15 protein-coding genes are annotated in these 14,901 nt (G+C 72.2%); 9 read left to right on the plus strand and 6 right to left on the minus strand.

The genetic code is table 11. The features are described 5' to 3' along the window. A complete protein-coding gene (locus HHX41_RS33515) occupies positions 1-618 on the minus strand; it encodes a TetR/AcrR family transcriptional regulator (RefSeq protein WP_169979640.1) in 618 nt (205 codons plus the stop codon). A gap of 118 nt (positions 619-736) precedes the next feature. On the opposite strand from HHX41_RS33515, the gene HHX41_RS33520 reads away from it, so the two are divergent. From HHX41_RS33520 to HHX41_RS33530, 3 genes are read left to right on the plus strand one after another with little or no spacing between them, the layout of a single operon-like run. Then, on the plus strand, positions 737-2,026 hold the full coding sequence (locus HHX41_RS33520; protein ID WP_182909145.1) for a glycosyltransferase: 1,290 nt from the start codon (positions 737-739) through the stop codon (positions 2,024-2,026). Continuing rightward, positions 2,023-3,426 (plus strand): FAD-binding oxidoreductase, encoded by a 1,404-nt coding sequence (locus tag HHX41_RS33525; protein ID WP_182909146.1) that lies wholly within the window; start codon positions 2,023-2,025, stop codon positions 3,424-3,426. The genes HHX41_RS33520 and HHX41_RS33525 overlap by 4 nt, the downstream gene beginning before the upstream one ends. 10 nt (positions 3,427-3,436) lie before the next feature. Continuing rightward, positions 3,437-4,846, plus strand: coding sequence for an aldehyde dehydrogenase family protein (locus tag HHX41_RS33530; protein ID WP_259401500.1), 1,410 nt, complete (start codon positions 3,437-3,439; stop codon positions 4,844-4,846). 14 nt (positions 4,847-4,860) lie between these two features. On the opposite strand, the gene HHX41_RS33535 is transcribed toward HHX41_RS33530, so the two are convergent. Then, positions 4,861-5,541, minus strand: coding sequence for a DNA alkylation repair protein (locus HHX41_RS33535; protein ID WP_182909147.1), 681 nt, complete (start codon positions 5,539-5,541; stop codon positions 4,861-4,863). Further along, complete coding sequence (locus tag HHX41_RS33540; protein ID WP_169979632.1) at positions 5,538-6,218, minus strand: TetR/AcrR family transcriptional regulator; 681 nt, start codon at positions 6,216-6,218, stop codon at positions 5,538-5,540. Before HHX41_RS33540 ends, HHX41_RS33535 begins: the two co-directional genes overlap by 4 nt. Before the next feature lie 86 nt (positions 6,219-6,304). On the opposite strand from HHX41_RS33540, the gene HHX41_RS33545 reads away from it, so the two are divergent. From HHX41_RS33545 to HHX41_RS33555, 3 genes are all read left to right on the plus strand, one after another. Further along, positions 6,305-7,681, plus strand: coding sequence for an alkaline phosphatase (locus HHX41_RS33545; RefSeq protein ID WP_182909148.1), 1,377 nt, complete (start codon positions 6,305-6,307; stop codon positions 7,679-7,681). Between the two features lie 87 nt (positions 7,682-7,768). After that, positions 7,769-9,256 carry a glycoside hydrolase family 3 protein gene (locus HHX41_RS33550; protein WP_182909149.1) on the plus strand — a complete coding sequence of 496 codons (1,488 nt, stop codon included), beginning with the start codon at positions 7,769-7,771 and terminating at the stop codon, positions 9,254-9,256. A 46-nt stretch (positions 9,257-9,302) separates the two neighbouring features. After that, positions 9,303-10,127 carry a RimK family alpha-L-glutamate ligase gene (locus tag HHX41_RS33555; protein ID WP_182909150.1) on the plus strand — a complete coding sequence of 275 codons (825 nt, stop codon included), beginning with the start codon at positions 9,303-9,305 and terminating at the stop codon, positions 10,125-10,127. On the opposite strand, the gene HHX41_RS33560 is transcribed toward HHX41_RS33555, so the two are convergent. Genes HHX41_RS33560 through HHX41_RS33570 form a run of 3 tightly spaced genes read right to left on the minus strand, consistent with a single transcriptional unit; the run spans position 10,117 to position 11,945 of the window. After that, positions 10,117-10,608, minus strand: a complete 492-nt coding sequence (locus HHX41_RS33560) for a dethiobiotin synthetase (RefSeq protein ID WP_182909151.1) — start codon at positions 10,606-10,608, stop codon at positions 10,117-10,119. The two genes, HHX41_RS33555 and HHX41_RS33560, sit on opposite strands and share 11 nt — an antisense overlap. A gap of 9 nt (positions 10,609-10,617) precedes the next feature. Further along, positions 10,618-11,379 (minus strand): SDR family oxidoreductase, encoded by a 762-nt coding sequence (locus HHX41_RS33565; protein WP_182909152.1) that lies wholly within the window; start codon positions 11,377-11,379, stop codon positions 10,618-10,620. Between the two features lie 32 nt (positions 11,380-11,411). Then, positions 11,412-11,945, minus strand: a complete 534-nt coding sequence (locus HHX41_RS33570; RefSeq protein ID WP_182909153.1) for a flavin reductase family protein — start codon at positions 11,943-11,945, stop codon at positions 11,412-11,414. A 558-nt stretch (positions 11,946-12,503) separates the two neighbouring features. Between HHX41_RS33570 and HHX41_RS33575 the strand changes: the two genes are divergently transcribed. The 3 genes from HHX41_RS33575 (at position 12,504) to HHX41_RS33585 (ending at position 14,897) form a co-directional block, all read left to right on the plus strand. Continuing rightward, positions 12,504-13,256: a GntR family transcriptional regulator gene (locus tag HHX41_RS33575; RefSeq protein ID WP_182909154.1), complete on the plus strand. Its 753-nt coding sequence runs from the start codon at positions 12,504-12,506 to the stop codon at positions 13,254-13,256. Positions 13,257-13,472: 216 nt separating this feature from the next. Continuing rightward, positions 13,473-14,165, plus strand: a complete 693-nt coding sequence (locus HHX41_RS33580; protein WP_182909155.1) for an N-acetyltransferase — start codon at positions 13,473-13,475, stop codon at positions 14,163-14,165. Positions 14,166-14,216: 51 nt separating this feature from the next. Next, a complete protein-coding gene (locus HHX41_RS33585; RefSeq protein ID WP_182909156.1) occupies positions 14,217-14,897 on the plus strand; it encodes a copper homeostasis protein CutC in 681 nt (226 codons plus the stop codon). The last annotated feature ends 4 nt before the right edge of the window (positions 14,898-14,901 follow it).

The raw sequence follows: 14,901 nt of genomic DNA on the forward strand, positions 1-14,901 counted from the left end.
TCAGCGGCGATCTGCGGGCCTGAGGGGGTTGCCCGTGGCCAGGCGGGCGTAGTCGAGGATCAGCTCGACGGCCTTGTCCGGGTCGATCGAGTGGTGCCGGGCGATGATGCGGTAGCCGTACGCGTCCTCGAGAGCGACGAGGTTGCGGGCGATGGTCTCGGAGTCCTGCGCCAGCGTGAATACGCCGTGGGCGGCGCCCGTCTCCAGGATCGTCTGGTACATCGACACCTGCCGGTCGAACAGCGTGGTCAGCAGCGTCGCGTAGACGCGGTTGCGGCCGGCGGCGCCGCCGAGCTCGCACAGCAGCCGCACCCCCGCGTCGTCCGGGCCGTCGGGCAGGCCCGAGCGGATCGTGACGACGAGCTTGTCCGCCGGGTCGGAGATGCCGCTGATCTTCTTCATGCGCCGCTCGTAGAAGCGCTCCATGCCGGCGTGCTGGGCCTCGATCAGCAGCTCGCGCAGGTCGGGGTAGTGATAGAGCACCGCGCCGGAGGTGAGCCCCGCCTCCTCGGCGATCTGGTTGAGGTGGACCCCCTCGGCGCCGTGCTGGAGCATCGCCCTGTGGGCCGCGTCGATGAGGTCGAGCCGCCGGTCCGCCTTGCTCTTGCGCTGCGTCATCCCACCCCTCTCATTGCACCTCGCTTCACATCGCGCACACGATACTCCCCCAGCTCTTGACGGGTGTATCCCCCTCGTATTTGAATCTCGCTTCAACTAGCTTCGGAGGAGCCCCCCAATGACGGCCACGCCTTTGACGATCCTGTTCATGCCGGAGAGCGCCTACGGGCCGACGAACAACTGCGTCGGGATCGGCGACGTCCTGCGCCGCCGCGGCCACCGCGTGGTGTTCGCCGCCGAGGCGTCGTGGAAGGGCAAGCTGGAGGCGCTCGGTTTCGAGGAGGACCTGGTCGACCTGGCGCCGCCGGCGCCCGAAGAACAGGACGCGACGGAGCAGGACGCGGGCCAGTTCTGGAAGGACTTCATCCGCGACACGGCGCCGGAGTACCGCAAGAGCACCCTGGACCAGCTGGAGACGGTCATCAAGCCGATCTGGGAGGCGCTCATCGACGGTGCCAAGTACTGCGAGCCGCAGCTCAAGGCCATCATCGAGCGGGTGCGGCCGGACGTGATCGTCGAGGACAACGTGGTGGCCTTCCCCGCCCTGGTGACGGCGGGCGTCCCGTTCGTACGGATCGTCTCGTGCAACCCGCTCGAGGTGAAGGGCCCGGGCGTGGCCCCGCCGTTCTCCGGACTGCCGGCCGACGGCACCGGCTGGGCGGAGTTCCGGGCGGAGTACGACCGGACCCACCGTGAGATGTGGGAGGCGTTCAACGCGTGGGTGGTCGAGCAGGGCGCCCCGGCCCTGCAGGACCTGGAGTTCATCCACGAGGGTGACGCGAACCTGTACGTGTATCCCGAGATCGCGGACTACGCGGCGGAGCGTCCCCTGGGGGACTCCTGGACCCGCGTCGACTCGTCCGTACGGGAGACCGACGAGGAGTTCACGCTGCCGGACATCCCCGGCGAGGGTGCGCTGATCTACTTCTCGCTGGGTTCGCTCGGCTCCGCCGACGTCGATTTGATGCGCCGCGTGATCTCCGTGCTGGCCCGCACGCCGCACCGGTACATCGTCTCCAAGGGCCCGCTGCACGAGGAGATCGAGCTGGCTCCCAACATGTGGGGCGCCGAGCTCGTCCCGCAGACGAAGATCCTGCCGCTGGTCGACCTGGTGATCACGCACGGCGGCAACAACACGACGACCGAGGCGTTCCACTTCGGCAAGCCCATGATCGTCATGCCGCTGTTCTGGGACCAGTACGACAACGCCCAGCGCGTGCACGAGGCCGGGTACGGCGTCCGCCTGGACACCTACGGCTTCGCCGACGAGGAGCTGACCGGGGCTATCGACAGACTGCTCGGCGACCAGGACCTGCGCGACCGGCTCGCGGCGGCCGGCGAGGAGATCCGCCGCCGCGACGGCCTGCGCATGGCCGCGGACGTCATCGAGAACATCGCGACCAAATGACCAAGGGCAGCCGTCTGATCGAGGACGCCGCTCCACGGGTCTTCTGGACCGACAGGCCCGGGGCGCCCGGCCCGTACGAGCCCCTGCACGGCCGCACCACGGCGGACCTGCTGGTGGTCGGCGGCGGCTTCACCGGCCTGTGGGCCGCCGTGCTGGCCAAGGAGGAGAACCCCGCCTGCGATGTCGTCCTCCTGGAGGCGCGCTCGATCGCGTACGGCGCGAGCGGCCGCAACGGCGGGTTCGTCTCCGACTCCCTGACCCACGGGCTGGGTCAGGGAACGAGGCTGTGGCCGTCGGAGAACGCGGCCCTGCTCGCGCTCGGGCGGGCGAACCTCGCGGCCATCGCCCGCTTCGTCGACGACCACGGCATCGACGCCGACCTCCGGCTGGTCGGCAAGACCACGGTCGCGGTGGCGCCCCACCAGGTGGAGGAGCTGAGGCGGGCCGAGAAGCTGCACCGCGAGCACGGAGAGGACGCGGTGTTCCTCGGCCGCGACGAGATGCGCGCGGACGTCGAGTCGCCCACCTATCTCGCGGGGCTGCGCCTGCGCGGCACCGGCGGCGTCCTCGACCCCGCCGCGCTCGCGTGGGGCCTGGCCCGCGTCGCGGCGCGGCTCGGGGTGCGCATCCACGAGGGCACCGAGGTCACCGCGCTGACCCGGACGCGTACCGGCGTGGAGGCCGGGACGAGAGGCCGCGGCGTGGTAAACGGCGTGGTGAGCGCCGGGCAGGTGCTGCTGGCCACCAACGCCTTCCCCTCGCCCCTGCGCAGGCTGGGCCTGTTCGTGCTGCCGGTGTGGGACTACGTGCTCGTCACCGAGCCGCTGTCGCCCGAGCAGCGGGCGTCGCTCCGGTGGCCGGAGGGCCAGGGACTGACCGACGCGGGCAACCGGTTCCACTACTACCGGCTCACCGGCGACGATCGCATCCTGTGGGGCGGATACGACGCTGTCTACAACTTCGGCGGCGGCGGCTCGGAGCAACGCGACGCCACGCACGAGCGGCTCGCGCGGCACTTCTTCGCGACGTTCCCGCAGTTGCGTGGCCTGCGCTTCACCCACAGGTGGGGCGGGGCGATCGACTCGACCAGCCGGTTCACCCCGTTCTTCGGCACGGCGATGGGCGGGCGGCTGGCCTACGCCCTCGGATACACCGGCCTCGGCGTCGGCGCGTCCAGGTTCGGCGCGATGACCGGCCTCGACCTGCTGGCCCGGCGGTCCACCGAGCGGACGCGGCTGCGGATGGCCCGCCGCCACCCGGTGCCGTTCCCGCCCGAGCCGCTGCGCTGGCCGGTGGTGCAGCTCACCCGCCGCGAACTCGCCCGCGCCGACGAGAACGGGGGCCGCCGGGGGCCCTGGCTGCGGTCACTCGACCGTTTCGGCATCGGTTTCGACAGCTGAGGACGACCTCATGACGACCCTCATGACGACATTGATCAACCCCGCCGACGGCCGGGTCATCGAGGACGTGCCCGACACCCCGGTCGACGGGGTTGCGCGGGCCGTACGCGTGGCCCGGGAGGCCTTCGAGCAGTGGCGCGAGACGACGCCGGGGGAGCGGGCGCTGGTGCTGCTGCGCCTGGCGGACCTCGTCGAGCGGGACGCCGCGGAGCTGACCCGGCTGGAGGTCGAGGAGACCGGCAAGCCCGCCGCCGTGTTCCGGGATGGCGAGCTGCCGTTCGCCGCCGACAACCTCCGGTTCTTCGCCGGCGGGGCCAGGTCCCTGGACGGCACGGGCGCCGGCGTGTTCAGCGCCGGATACACGTCCGTGCTGATCAGACGGCCGATCGGGGTCGTGGGGGCGATCGCGCCGTGGAACTTCCCCCTCATCATGGCGATCTGGAAGATCGGCCCGGCCGTCGCCGCGGGGAACGCCGTCGTGATCAAGCCGGCGCCCCGGACGCCCCGCACCACGCTGCGGCTCGCCGAGCTGTTCGCCGAGGCCGGGGCCCCGGAGGGCCTCGTACGGGTGGTGACCGGCGGCGCCGACGTGGGGCGGGCCCTGGTGACCGACCCCGGCGTGGACATGGTCAGCGTCACCGGGTCCACCGCCACCGGCCGCGAGGTCATGCGCGGCGCGGTGGACGGCCTCAAGCGGGTCCATCTGGAGCTGGGCGGCAAGGCGCCCGCGCTCGTGTTCGCCGACGCCTCACTGGAGGACATGGCGGCCGGGGTGGTCATGGGCGCCACCTACAACACCGGTCAGGACTGCACGGCCGCGACCAGGGTGTACGTCGAGAGATCGCGGTACGCCGAGGCGGTCGAGGCGATGCGGGAGGCCGTCGCCCGCGTCCGGCCCGGCGACCCCTGGGCGCCGGACGCCGACATCGGCCCGCTGATCAGCGCCGAGCACCGTGAGCGGGTCCACGGCTTCGTGACCAGGGCGTCCGGCCGCGTCGTCCACGGGGGCGCGCCGATCGACGGCCCCGGCTTCCACTACGCGCCGACGCTGATCGCCGACGCCGACCCGGCGAGTGAGATCGTGCGGAGCGAGGTCTTCGGCCCGGTGCTGGTGGCGATGCCGTTCGACGGCGAGGACGAGGCGGTCCGGCTCGCCAACGCCACGCCGTACGGGCTGGCCTCGTCGGTGTGGTCCACGGACGTGGCCCGCGCCCTTCGCGTCTCCCACCGGCTGGACGTGGGCGTGACGTGGGTGAACGACCACCTGCCGATCGCCTCGGAGGCGCCGCACGGAGGCGTGAAGGGCAGCGGGTTCGGCAAGGACATGAGCCAGGAGGCCGTGCTGGAGTATTCGGTCACCCGGCATCTCATGATCAAGCACGCGGCCCCGCAGGCGCGCGACTCGTTCCGCCCCGCCTGACCGGGCCGCCTGCTCTACGCGCCGGGGAGGTTCCGCAGCGCCTCACGGCGGCTCAGCCCGCTGAGGCCCTGGTGCTTCACGTAGCGGAGCACCTCCTGCGGGTTGGTCTTCGCGTACTCCCGCAGCGCCCAGCCGATCGCCTTGCGGGCGAAGAAGTCGGTGTCCGACAGGCTCGGCTCGATGCAGGCGTAGAGCAGGTGGGCGTCGGTCCGCTCCTTGAAGGAGTTCTGGCACAGGATGGCGGTGCGCCGTTTCCACAGGTCGGAGTCGTGCGCCCACTCCAGCACCAGGCGGCGCATGCTCTCGGGATACAGCCGCAGCAGCGTGCCGATCCGGTGCACGGCGATGTCGTCGACCAGGTCCCACCACGCCCCGGTGACGATCATCTCCTCGTACATGGGGATGGTGTAGAGCGTCTGCCAGGGCCGGTAGAAGCGGTGCGCGGACAGCTCGATGGCGGCGTAGCGCTCCTCGCGGTACTCCGCCTCGCGCCACAGCGCCAGCACGGCCCTGCGCCACTCGGGGGCGCTGTCCAGCCGGTGCTCGGAGAAGACCCTGCGCAGCGCGGCCCGGCGGGGCACGGCCGTCACCCCGAGGAACGGCATCTCCGACTTCATGTACGACCGCATCGAGACGGCGCGCGCCGGGTCGGCGGCCTCGGTCAGCGCGAGCCGTACGGCCTTGAGGAGTGTCATGACGGGCGGCTCGCCCGTTCGCCGGTCGCCAGGCCGTCGAACAGCAGCTTGCCGAAGTGGTCGGCCAGCGCGTCCGTGTCGAGCGTGCCGCCGGGGCGGAACCAGCGCACGGTCACCCAGATGGTGTCGCGGATCATCCGGTAGGTCAGCTTGGGGTCGACGTCGGGGCGGAACTGCCCGGCGGCCTGGCCGCTCTTGATCTGCTCCACCCACATGCGCTCGACCTCGTCCTCGGCCCGCACCAGGTAGTCGAACCGGTCGCCGGGCAGCGAGCGCAGGTAGTTCCAGTCGTTCTGCATGACCGTGATGGCCGCCCGGTGGTCCTCCAGCGTGCCGAAGCCGATTCTGACCATCTCCGCCAGGACCGAGCGCGGGTCGGCCTGCGTGTTCAGGGCCGCGCGGTAACGGGCGATCAGATCCTCGAGGAAGGTGCGCAGCACCTCGTCGACGATCGTCTCCTTGGAGTCGAAGTGGTGGTAGAGACTGCCGGAGAGGATGCCGGCCTCCAGCGCGATCTCCCGCACGGTGGTGGCCTGGAAGCCCTTGCGCGCGAACAACTCGGCGGCGAGCTTGACGAGGTGGTCGCGCCGTTCGGACGCCGAACCGGCCGCCCCCCGCTTCGCCCTGACCGGCGCGGCCGTGCCGCCGGAGTCCTTACGCTGGTTCACGGCTCCCATTATGGCCGCCGACCAAGAGCTTGTTCACATTCTCGCCTCGCCCGACCTCCCCGCACCGGCCGGGCCCGTAGGGCAGGATCGAACTCATGGCGAAAATGGGCTATCCGTTCACCCTGGGGGTGGCGTCAGGGGAGCCGTTACCCGACGGCGTGATCCTGTGGACCCGTCTGGCCCCCGAACCGCTGCATCCGACACAGCCTGGCGGCATGCCCAACCGGGCGATGACCGTACGGTGGGAGCTCGCCGAGGACGAGGCGTTCACGAGGATCCTGCGGTCCGGCACGGCGCCCGCGCAACCGGACTGGGCGCACAGCGTACACGTGCGGGTGACCGGGCTGCGGCCCGCCGCCGACTACTTCTACCGGTTCTCCGTGGAGGGCCACGTCAGCCCGGTGGGCCGCACCAGAACCGCGCCGGCCCCCGATTCGACCGCACCCGTGCGGTTCTGCTTCGTCTCCTGCCAGCGCTACGAGCACGGCCACTTCACCGCGCTGCGTCACATGGCCGCCGAGCGCCCCGACCTCGTCCTCCACCTCGGCGACTACATCTACGAGTACGGCAAGCCGAAGAACCCCAAGCCGGGCCGATGGGTGCGCCCGCTCGAGTCGGCGGCCGAGTGCACGACGCTGGGCGCCTACCGCAACCGCTACGCCCGCTACAAGATGGATCCGGACCTGCAGGCCGCCCACGCCGCCGCGCCCTGGGTCCCGATCCCCGACGACCACGAGGTGCGCGACAACTGGGCGGGCGCGCTGCCCGGCGACGGCGGCAGCCCCGCCGCCTTCCTCAAGCGCAGGGCCGCCGCGTTCAAGGCCTACTACGAGCACCAGCCGCTGCGCGTGCGCCCGTCCGGCTCCAGTCTGCAGAACCACCGCTGGCGCCCTTACGGTCGGGTGGCCGACTTCCTGCTGACCGACACGCGGCAGTACCGCGAGGGGCGCGACATGCTCGGCGCCGAGCAGGAGAAGTGGCTGACCGACCGGCTGCGCGGCTCGGCGGCCCGGTGGAAGGTGCTCGCGCAGGCCGTGTTCTTCTCCCAGCGCAAGTTCCCGCTCGAACCCGTCAGCGCCGACGCCTGGGACGGCTACCCCGGCTCGCGGTCCCGCGTGCTCGCCGCCGCCCCCGACGGGCTGGTCGTGCTGAGCGGCGACGTGCACAGCGCGTACGCCTGCGACATCCGTGCCGACTGGGCGGATCCGGCCTCGCGCGCCCTCGGGGTCGAGTTCGTCGGGCCGTCGGTGACGAGCATGCCCGGCATCACGGACGCGAGCGCGATCCTCGACGTCAACCCGCACATCGCGTTCTTCGACAGCCGCCACGGCTACGTGTCCTGCGCGGCGGACATGGAGGGCTTCCGCGCGGACTACCGGGCCGTCGCCTTCGTGGACCGTCCCGGCGCGCCGGCGACCACCGTCGCCGGCTTCGAGGTGAAGGAGAACCGGCTCCACCGCGTCGATCTGTGAGCACATCCCCAGGCCTGCCCCCTAGCAAATAGGAAACTTTCCTATTAGATTGCGGGGCATGCCTGAGCGATGCCTTGTGGGCGCAGCATGAAGCGAAGCCCTGACCTGCTCCGTCTGGCCGACACGGTCCTGTTGCCCGGCTTCACCGGGACCACCGCCCCCGACTGGGTGCGGCGGCGGCTCGCCGGCGGGCTCGCCGGTGTGGTGCTGTTCTCCCGGAACGTCGACACCCCGGCCCAGCTCGCCGCGCTGACCTCGGCTCTGCGCGCGGAGAACCCCGACATCCTGATCGGCATCGACGAGGAGGCCGGGGAGGTGACGAGGCTCGAGGCCCGCACGGGCAGCTCGCGGCCGGGCAACTACGCCCTGGGCGTCGTGGACGACGTGGAGCTGACCGAGCGGGTGGCCCGCGACATCGGCCGCGACCTGCGGGCCGCGGGGGTGAACATCGACTTCGCCCCGGCCGCCGACGTCAACTCCAATCCGGACAACCCGGTCATCGGCCTGCGGTCGTTCGGCGCCGATCCGCTGCTCGTCGCGCGGCACACGGCCGCCTGGATCCGCGGCCTGCAGTCCACCGGCGTGGCGGCCTGCGCCAAGCACTTCCCCGGGCACGGCGACACGTCGGTCGACTCCCACCACGGCGTGCCGCGCGTCGGGGTCTCCCGCGAGGAGCTGGCCGAGGTCGAGCTGTGGCCGTTCCGGGTGGCCATCGACGAGGGCGTGCGCTCGATCATGACCGGCCACCTGCTGGTCACGGCGTACGACGAGGAGCTGCCGGCCACGCTCAGTCCCCGCATCCTCACCGGCCTGCTGCGGGAGGAGCTGGGCTTCGAGGGCCTGATCGTGACCGACGGCATCGAGATGGCCGCCGTCTCCGGCCGGTACGGCTTGGGCGGCGCGAGCGCGATGGCCGTGGCGGCGGGGGCCGACGCGGTCTGCGTGGGCGGGGAGAACGCCGACGAGGCGACCCACGAGCACATCCGCGACGCCGTCGCGGACGCGGTGACCGAGGGCAGGCTGTCGGAGGAGCGGCTCGCCGACGCCGCGGCGCGGGTGCGCGCCCTGACCGCCTGGCAGGCGCAGGCCCCGCCGCTGGACGACCGCACGGACGAGATCGGGCTCGTCGCCGCCCGCCGGGCCGTACGGGTGACCCTGCGCGGGGCGGACGGCGTGCTGCCGCTGGCCGGAGCCCCGCACGTGGTGGAGCTGGCGCCGGAGACCAACCTCGCGATCGACAAGGGCATGCCGTGGGGTGCGGGGGAGCCGCTCGGCAAGCTGCTGCCCGGCACCACGGTCGCCCGGCTGCGGCAGGGCGACGTGCACAACGGCGTCGCCGGCACGGTGCTGAGCCAGGCGGCCGACCGGCCCCTCGTCATCGTCGTGCGGGACGCCCACCGCCACCTCTGGCAGACGGACCTGCTGGAGCGCCTGCTGGCCGCCCGGCCGGACGGCGTCGTGGTCGAGATGGGGCTGCCGGGCCGTACGGACCTGGGGGCGGTCCACATCGCCACGCACGGCGCCGCCCGGGTGTGCGGCCAGGCGGCGGCGGAGGTGCTGGCCGGGCTCACCTGACGTGCCCAATAGCATTGGTCACCGATGACATGCGGATGGGAGCGTCATGAAGGTCGCCTACGTCACCACTGACCACCCGGCGGCCGAGCTGGACGACGAGCGGGAGATCGCCCTCGCCGCCTGGCTCGGCGCCGGCATCGAGGGCGCGCCGGTGAACTGGCACGACCCCCGCGTCGACTGGTCGGACTTCGACGCGGCGGTGGTCCGGTCCCCGTGGGACTACATCGACCGTCGTGACGAGTTCGTCGCGTGGGCCCACCGGGTGGAGTCGGTGACGCGGCTGTTCAACCCGGCGCCGGTGATCGAATGGAACACCGACAAGACCTACCTGCGCACGCTCGGCGTGCCCACCGTTCCGACGCACTGGGCCGAGTCCGGCACGGACCTGCCCGACTGGGACGAGTACGTGGTCAAGCCCGCCGTCTCGGCGGGCGCCCGTGACACCGTCCGCACCGCGGACCGGGACGCCGCCGCGGGCCACGCGGCGAAGCTGCTCGCCGAGGGCCGTACGGTCATGGTCCAGCCCTACGTCGCGTCCGTCGAGCAGGAGGGGGAGCTGTCGCTGCTGTACTTCGGCGGGCAGTTCAGCCACGCCGTACGGCGGCACCCGATGCTGACCGGCGTGGCGGAGACCCGGGAGAACCGCGCCACGCTGCGCGACCCGGACGACGACCAGTTCGCCCTCGCCGAGCGGGTCCTGGCCGCGGTGCCGCCGAACCTGCTGTACGCCCGGGTTGACCTGGTCCGGATGCCGGACGGCGAGCCGGTCCTGATCGAGCTGGAGCTCACCGAGCCCTACCTGTTCCTGCGGGACGAGCTGGCCGCGCCGGACCTGTTCGCCGAGACCCTCGCCGAGATGCTCAAGGGCTGAACGGGCCCGCCCGTCCCGCGGCGGCCAGCGCCAGCCGTACGGCCTCGGCCGGGCCGGCCGCGGGCACCGGACCGGGCACCGGGCGGCCCTCGGCGTCGAGGACCTGCCAGCCGCCGAGGGTGATCACGGGCGTGCCGCCCCGCTGGGCGAGGGCCAGCTCGGAAAGCGTGCCCCAGGACCCGCCCACGACGACGACCGCGTCGGCGGCCCGCACGATCAGCGCGTTGCGGGCCTCGCCCAAACCGGTGGGCAGGGCCACGGTGAGGTCCGGGCTCGCCCCGGACCGGTCCCGCCCGGACAGGACGCCGACCGCGACGCCTCCGCCCTCCCGGGCGCCCGCCGCGGCGGCGGCCATCACCCCGCCGTACCCGCCGCACAGCACGACCGCGCCGTGCTCGGCCAGCAGACGGCCCACGGCGCGGGCCGCCCCGGCCTCCTGCGGGGTGCACTCGCCCGGCCCGCACACCGCGATCTGCCACATGCCCGTCCCCTACCCGTGGGTGGAGATCCCGCCGTCCACCGGGATCACCGCGCCGGTCAGGTACGACCCGGCGCGTGAGGCGAGGAAGATGGCCGCGCCCGCCATGTCGTCGGGCCTGCCGATCCGGCCCAGCGGAACGCCGTTCTCGATCGCGCCGCGCATCTGGGGGTCGTCGAGCGCGAAGGCCATCATCTTCGACTCGAACGGCCCGGGCGCGATCGCGTTGACCGTGATCGACTCCCGGGCGAGCTGGTGGGCCAGGTGCCGGGTCAGCATGTGGACGCCCGCCTTGGCCGCCGAGTACGCGTAGTTCTCCAGGAACGGCACGCGGAGCCCGTCGATCGACCCGATGTTGATCACCCGTGCCGGGTCGCCGGGTGACGCGGCGGCGCGCAGCAGCGGCAGGAACCGGCGGGTGAGGAAGAACACGCCCTTGACGTTGATGTCCCAGAGCTTGTCGAAGGCGTGCTCGGGATACTCCTCCAGCGGCGCGCCCCAGCTCGCCCCCGCGTTGTTGACGAGCACGTCGAGGCGGCTCTCGCGCTCCGACACGGCCTGCGCCAGCGCCTCGACGCCGTCGGGGGTGGACAGGTCCGCCCGTACGGCGTGGCAGCCCAGCTCGGCGGCCGTGGCCTCCAGCTCGTCCTTCTTCCGTGAGGAGATGTAGACGGTGGCGCCCGCGTCGAGGAACCCTCGCGCGATCATCTTCCCGATGCCCCGGGACCCGCCCGTGACGACGACCGTCTTGCCTTCCACCGAGAACAGAGTCATGCGGGCAGCATACCGACCGGTCGGTTCCTGCGTCAGGAGCGGAACCCTCCGTACGCGCCGCGGAAGAACACCAGCGGGCCGCCGTCGTCGTGCCGGTCGAGCCCGGTGACCCGGGCGACGACGATCACGTGATCGCCGGCGGGGTGCTCCACGTCCACGACGCAGTCGATCCAGGCGAGCGCGCCGTCCAGCACGGGGGCGCCGCCGGGGGACAGGGCCCACGACAGGCCCGCGAACTTGTCCCCGCCCGGGGCGGCGAGCCGCTCGCACGCCTCCCGCTGCTGTTCGGCGAGCACGTTGACGCACAGGTTCGCGGCGGCCTTCAGCCGCGGCCAGCTCGTGCTGTCGCCCGAGACGCAGAACGCGACCAGCGGCGGGTCGAGGCTCACGGACGTGAAGGAGTTGACGGCCAGGCCGCACGGCTCCCCGGTCCGCGGGTCGATCGCGGTGACGGCCACGACGCCCGTGGCGTACCTGCCGAGGACGTTCCTGAAGTGCTGGGGATTGACGGCCGGAATCCTCCTGGCGCCGTCATGGCCGACCCTCCGGGACACAGGGATGCTCATCGCGCGGGCGCCTCCTCAGCCGGAACTCCCCATGAGACTCAAGGAGGGCCGGAGACGATGCATTCCCTGCTTGCGCCTAACGGTGGCGCGTCCTGGCGGGCGTGGGGGACCCGCCAGGACGCGCTCCGCCCCGGCGCGAGACCTCGACCCCGGCGAGGGTTGGGGTCGAGACCTCGTTCATTCGCACGGAGTCCGTGGGGAGCGGCCGTCCTCGTCCGGCCGCTCGGGGGTGCGGTGGTACCGCGCGTTCGGGCATGTCACGCCATTTCCGCGCAAGGCGGTCATGCCGGTGGATACCGACAGCTCTGACATGTCGTTCCCGTCGCTCTGATAGGTCTGGGCTCTGGCAGGTCTGGGCTCGGTTGGCCGGGGTCGGAGCTCGCGGCAGAGCGAGTTCGGCGTTCGCGCACCGACCGCCCTCACGGGCCCACCTCCATTGGATGGATTTGTACCAACGTTTGGATAATGCGCGGCCGGGTGGGCTCAGGTCAAGGGGTTGTTTCCCGGTAGACCGAGATCCTCTAGATTTGTTGGAACAAAAGGGTGGATTGAGGAAAGATGGCACGATCGTCGCTCTACCAGCAGGTGGCCGCTGAGGTGCGCAGGGCCATCTACGCGGGCGAACTCGCGCCGGGCGACCAGATCCCGACCGAGGCCGACCTCATGGAGGCGCACGGCGTCAGCCGCAACACCGTACGGCTGGCACTGGGCGAGCTGGAGAACGAGGGTCTCATCCTGCGGATGCGCCGGCGTGGAACGTTCGTACGCGAGCGCCGCCCCCTCCTCATGCGCCCCCAGGACGAGTTCCTCCCGTACGACCAGGAGGAGCCGCGGTTCGACACCTTCGTCCACGCGGTCCGCTCCGAGGGCCGAACGGCGGACCAGCGGATCGAGGTCTCGATCGTCGAGCCGCCCGAGGACGTGGCCACCCGCCTCGCACTGGCCGACGGCGCCCTGGCCGTCGTGCGCCGGCGGCTGCGCTTCGTGGACGGCCAGCCGTACAACACGCTGGACTCGTACTTCCCCCTGGAGATCGTGGGGGACTCCGAGATCGCCCGGCCCGGCGACATCACGCGCGGGGCCAACCGGGTGCTGGAGGAGCTGGGACATCTCCAGGTCCGCGTGATCGACGACATTTCCGCGCGCATGCCGACCTCGGACGAGTCGTTACGGCTCCAGCTGGAGCCCGGCACTCCGGTCGTCGTCCACACCCGGGTCGGCTACGACGCCGATGACACGCCCGTACGCGTCGCCGTGTCCGTGCTGCCCGCAGACAAGCATCTGATCCGATACGAGCTGGAACGTCATTGACGAGGCCCGGACACCCTCTCGGCTGAGCGGGTGTCCCCGGCCACAAGGCCCTCCTCCGGGGGGCCGTTCCCGCGATTCCCGTCCTGACCCCGGCAGGGGACCGCGCCGGACCCGCGCGCCCTGACGCGGCCCGCCGTCTCCGGACGGACGCTGTACGGCATCCCGCCGTCACTCACAGTGGTCGAATCGCCGCCGTCGGCACGAAAGGAATCAGGCATGCCTGCGAACACCCTGGATCTTGTTACGGAACTCACGCTGCGTCGCGCCGCCCCCGCCGATCTGCAGGGCGTCCTCACCCTGCTGGCGCGCACCGCCGGGTGGCTGAACGGCCTCGGCGTGCGGCAGTGGCCCGCCGGAGGCTTCCCCGCCGGGCGCATCGAGCCGCTCATCGGCGAGGGGGTCATGTACGTCCTGGACGCCGGTGAGGACGCCGACGCCGACGCCGACGCCGGTGTCCGGGTGCCGGCGGCCACGATCGCCGTGGACGGCCACGCCGACCCGGAGTTCTGGACCCCCGGGGACCGGCCCGGCGACGCGCTCTACGTCCACAAGCTCGCCGTGAGCAGGGCCTACTCGGGACAGGGCCTGGGGGAGGCGCTGCTCGACTGGGCCGCCCTGCGGGCCGCCGTCCACGGCCGGCCCTACCTCCGGCTGGACTGCGCCAAGGACAACGCCGGCCTGCAGTCGTACTACCGGAGGGCGGGCTTCCGGCACGTCCGCACCGTCGACCTGCCGCACCGCGCCTCCGGCGCGCTGTTCGAGCGGGACGCGCCCGGCGCGCTCCCGGCCGGTTCGTCCCGTCGCCGCACGCCGGCGGTGCCGGTGGTGCCGGCCCCCCGCTCGGGACATGCCACACAAGCCCGGAGGGTTCTTGACATCACAGCCCACAACGAGTTGATCGAGTGCTGAACAGGGCGGATGCCGTGAGGTGCCGCAAAGGGACCGGATACTGTTCACTCCATGACGGGATCCCTCCTTGAAGTGATCGCGCTCGACCTGCGTGACGCCGTGGCCGCCGAGGAGGGCGGGGCGGACCGCCTGGAGATCGTGTCCGACATGGACGCGGGCGGGCTCACCCCCTCGGCGGACCTCGTCGCGGCGATCGCGCGCGAGTGCGGGCTGCCGCAGATGGTCATGCTCCGCTGCAACGCCGGGTTCACCGTGACCTCGGAGGAGCTCGACCGGCTGCGCGGCCACGTCAAGGAGCTCGCCGAGGCCGGCGCTGCGGGGTTCGTCTTCGGTTTCCTGACCGAGGACGGGTCGGTCGACAGGGAGGCGACGGACGCGCTGATCCACGCGGTCTCGCCGCTGCCCTGGACCTTTCACCGCGCCGTGGACCACGCCGCCGACGTGCGGGCCGCCTGGCGTGCCGTACGGCTGCTGCCGAACCTGGCGACCGTCCTCACGTCCGGTTCACCCGAGGGCGTCGGCAGCGGCCTGGGGGTCTTACGCGCGCGGGCCGAGGCGGGCGACGCCTCGCTCATGCTCGCCGGCGGCGGCCTGCGCGAGGAGCACGTGCCGGTGCTGCTCGACTACGGCGTCCGGGCCTTCCACGTGGGCAGCGCCGTACGGGGCTCGTGGCGGGAGCCGGTCGACGCGGACCGGGTCAGGCGCTGGCGCGGCATCGTGGACCGGTTCTGACGCT

It is taken from the genome of Microbispora sp. H13382 (assembly GCF_014161445.1).
Lineage (GTDB): Bacteria > Actinomycetota > Actinomycetes > Streptosporangiales > Streptosporangiaceae > Microbispora.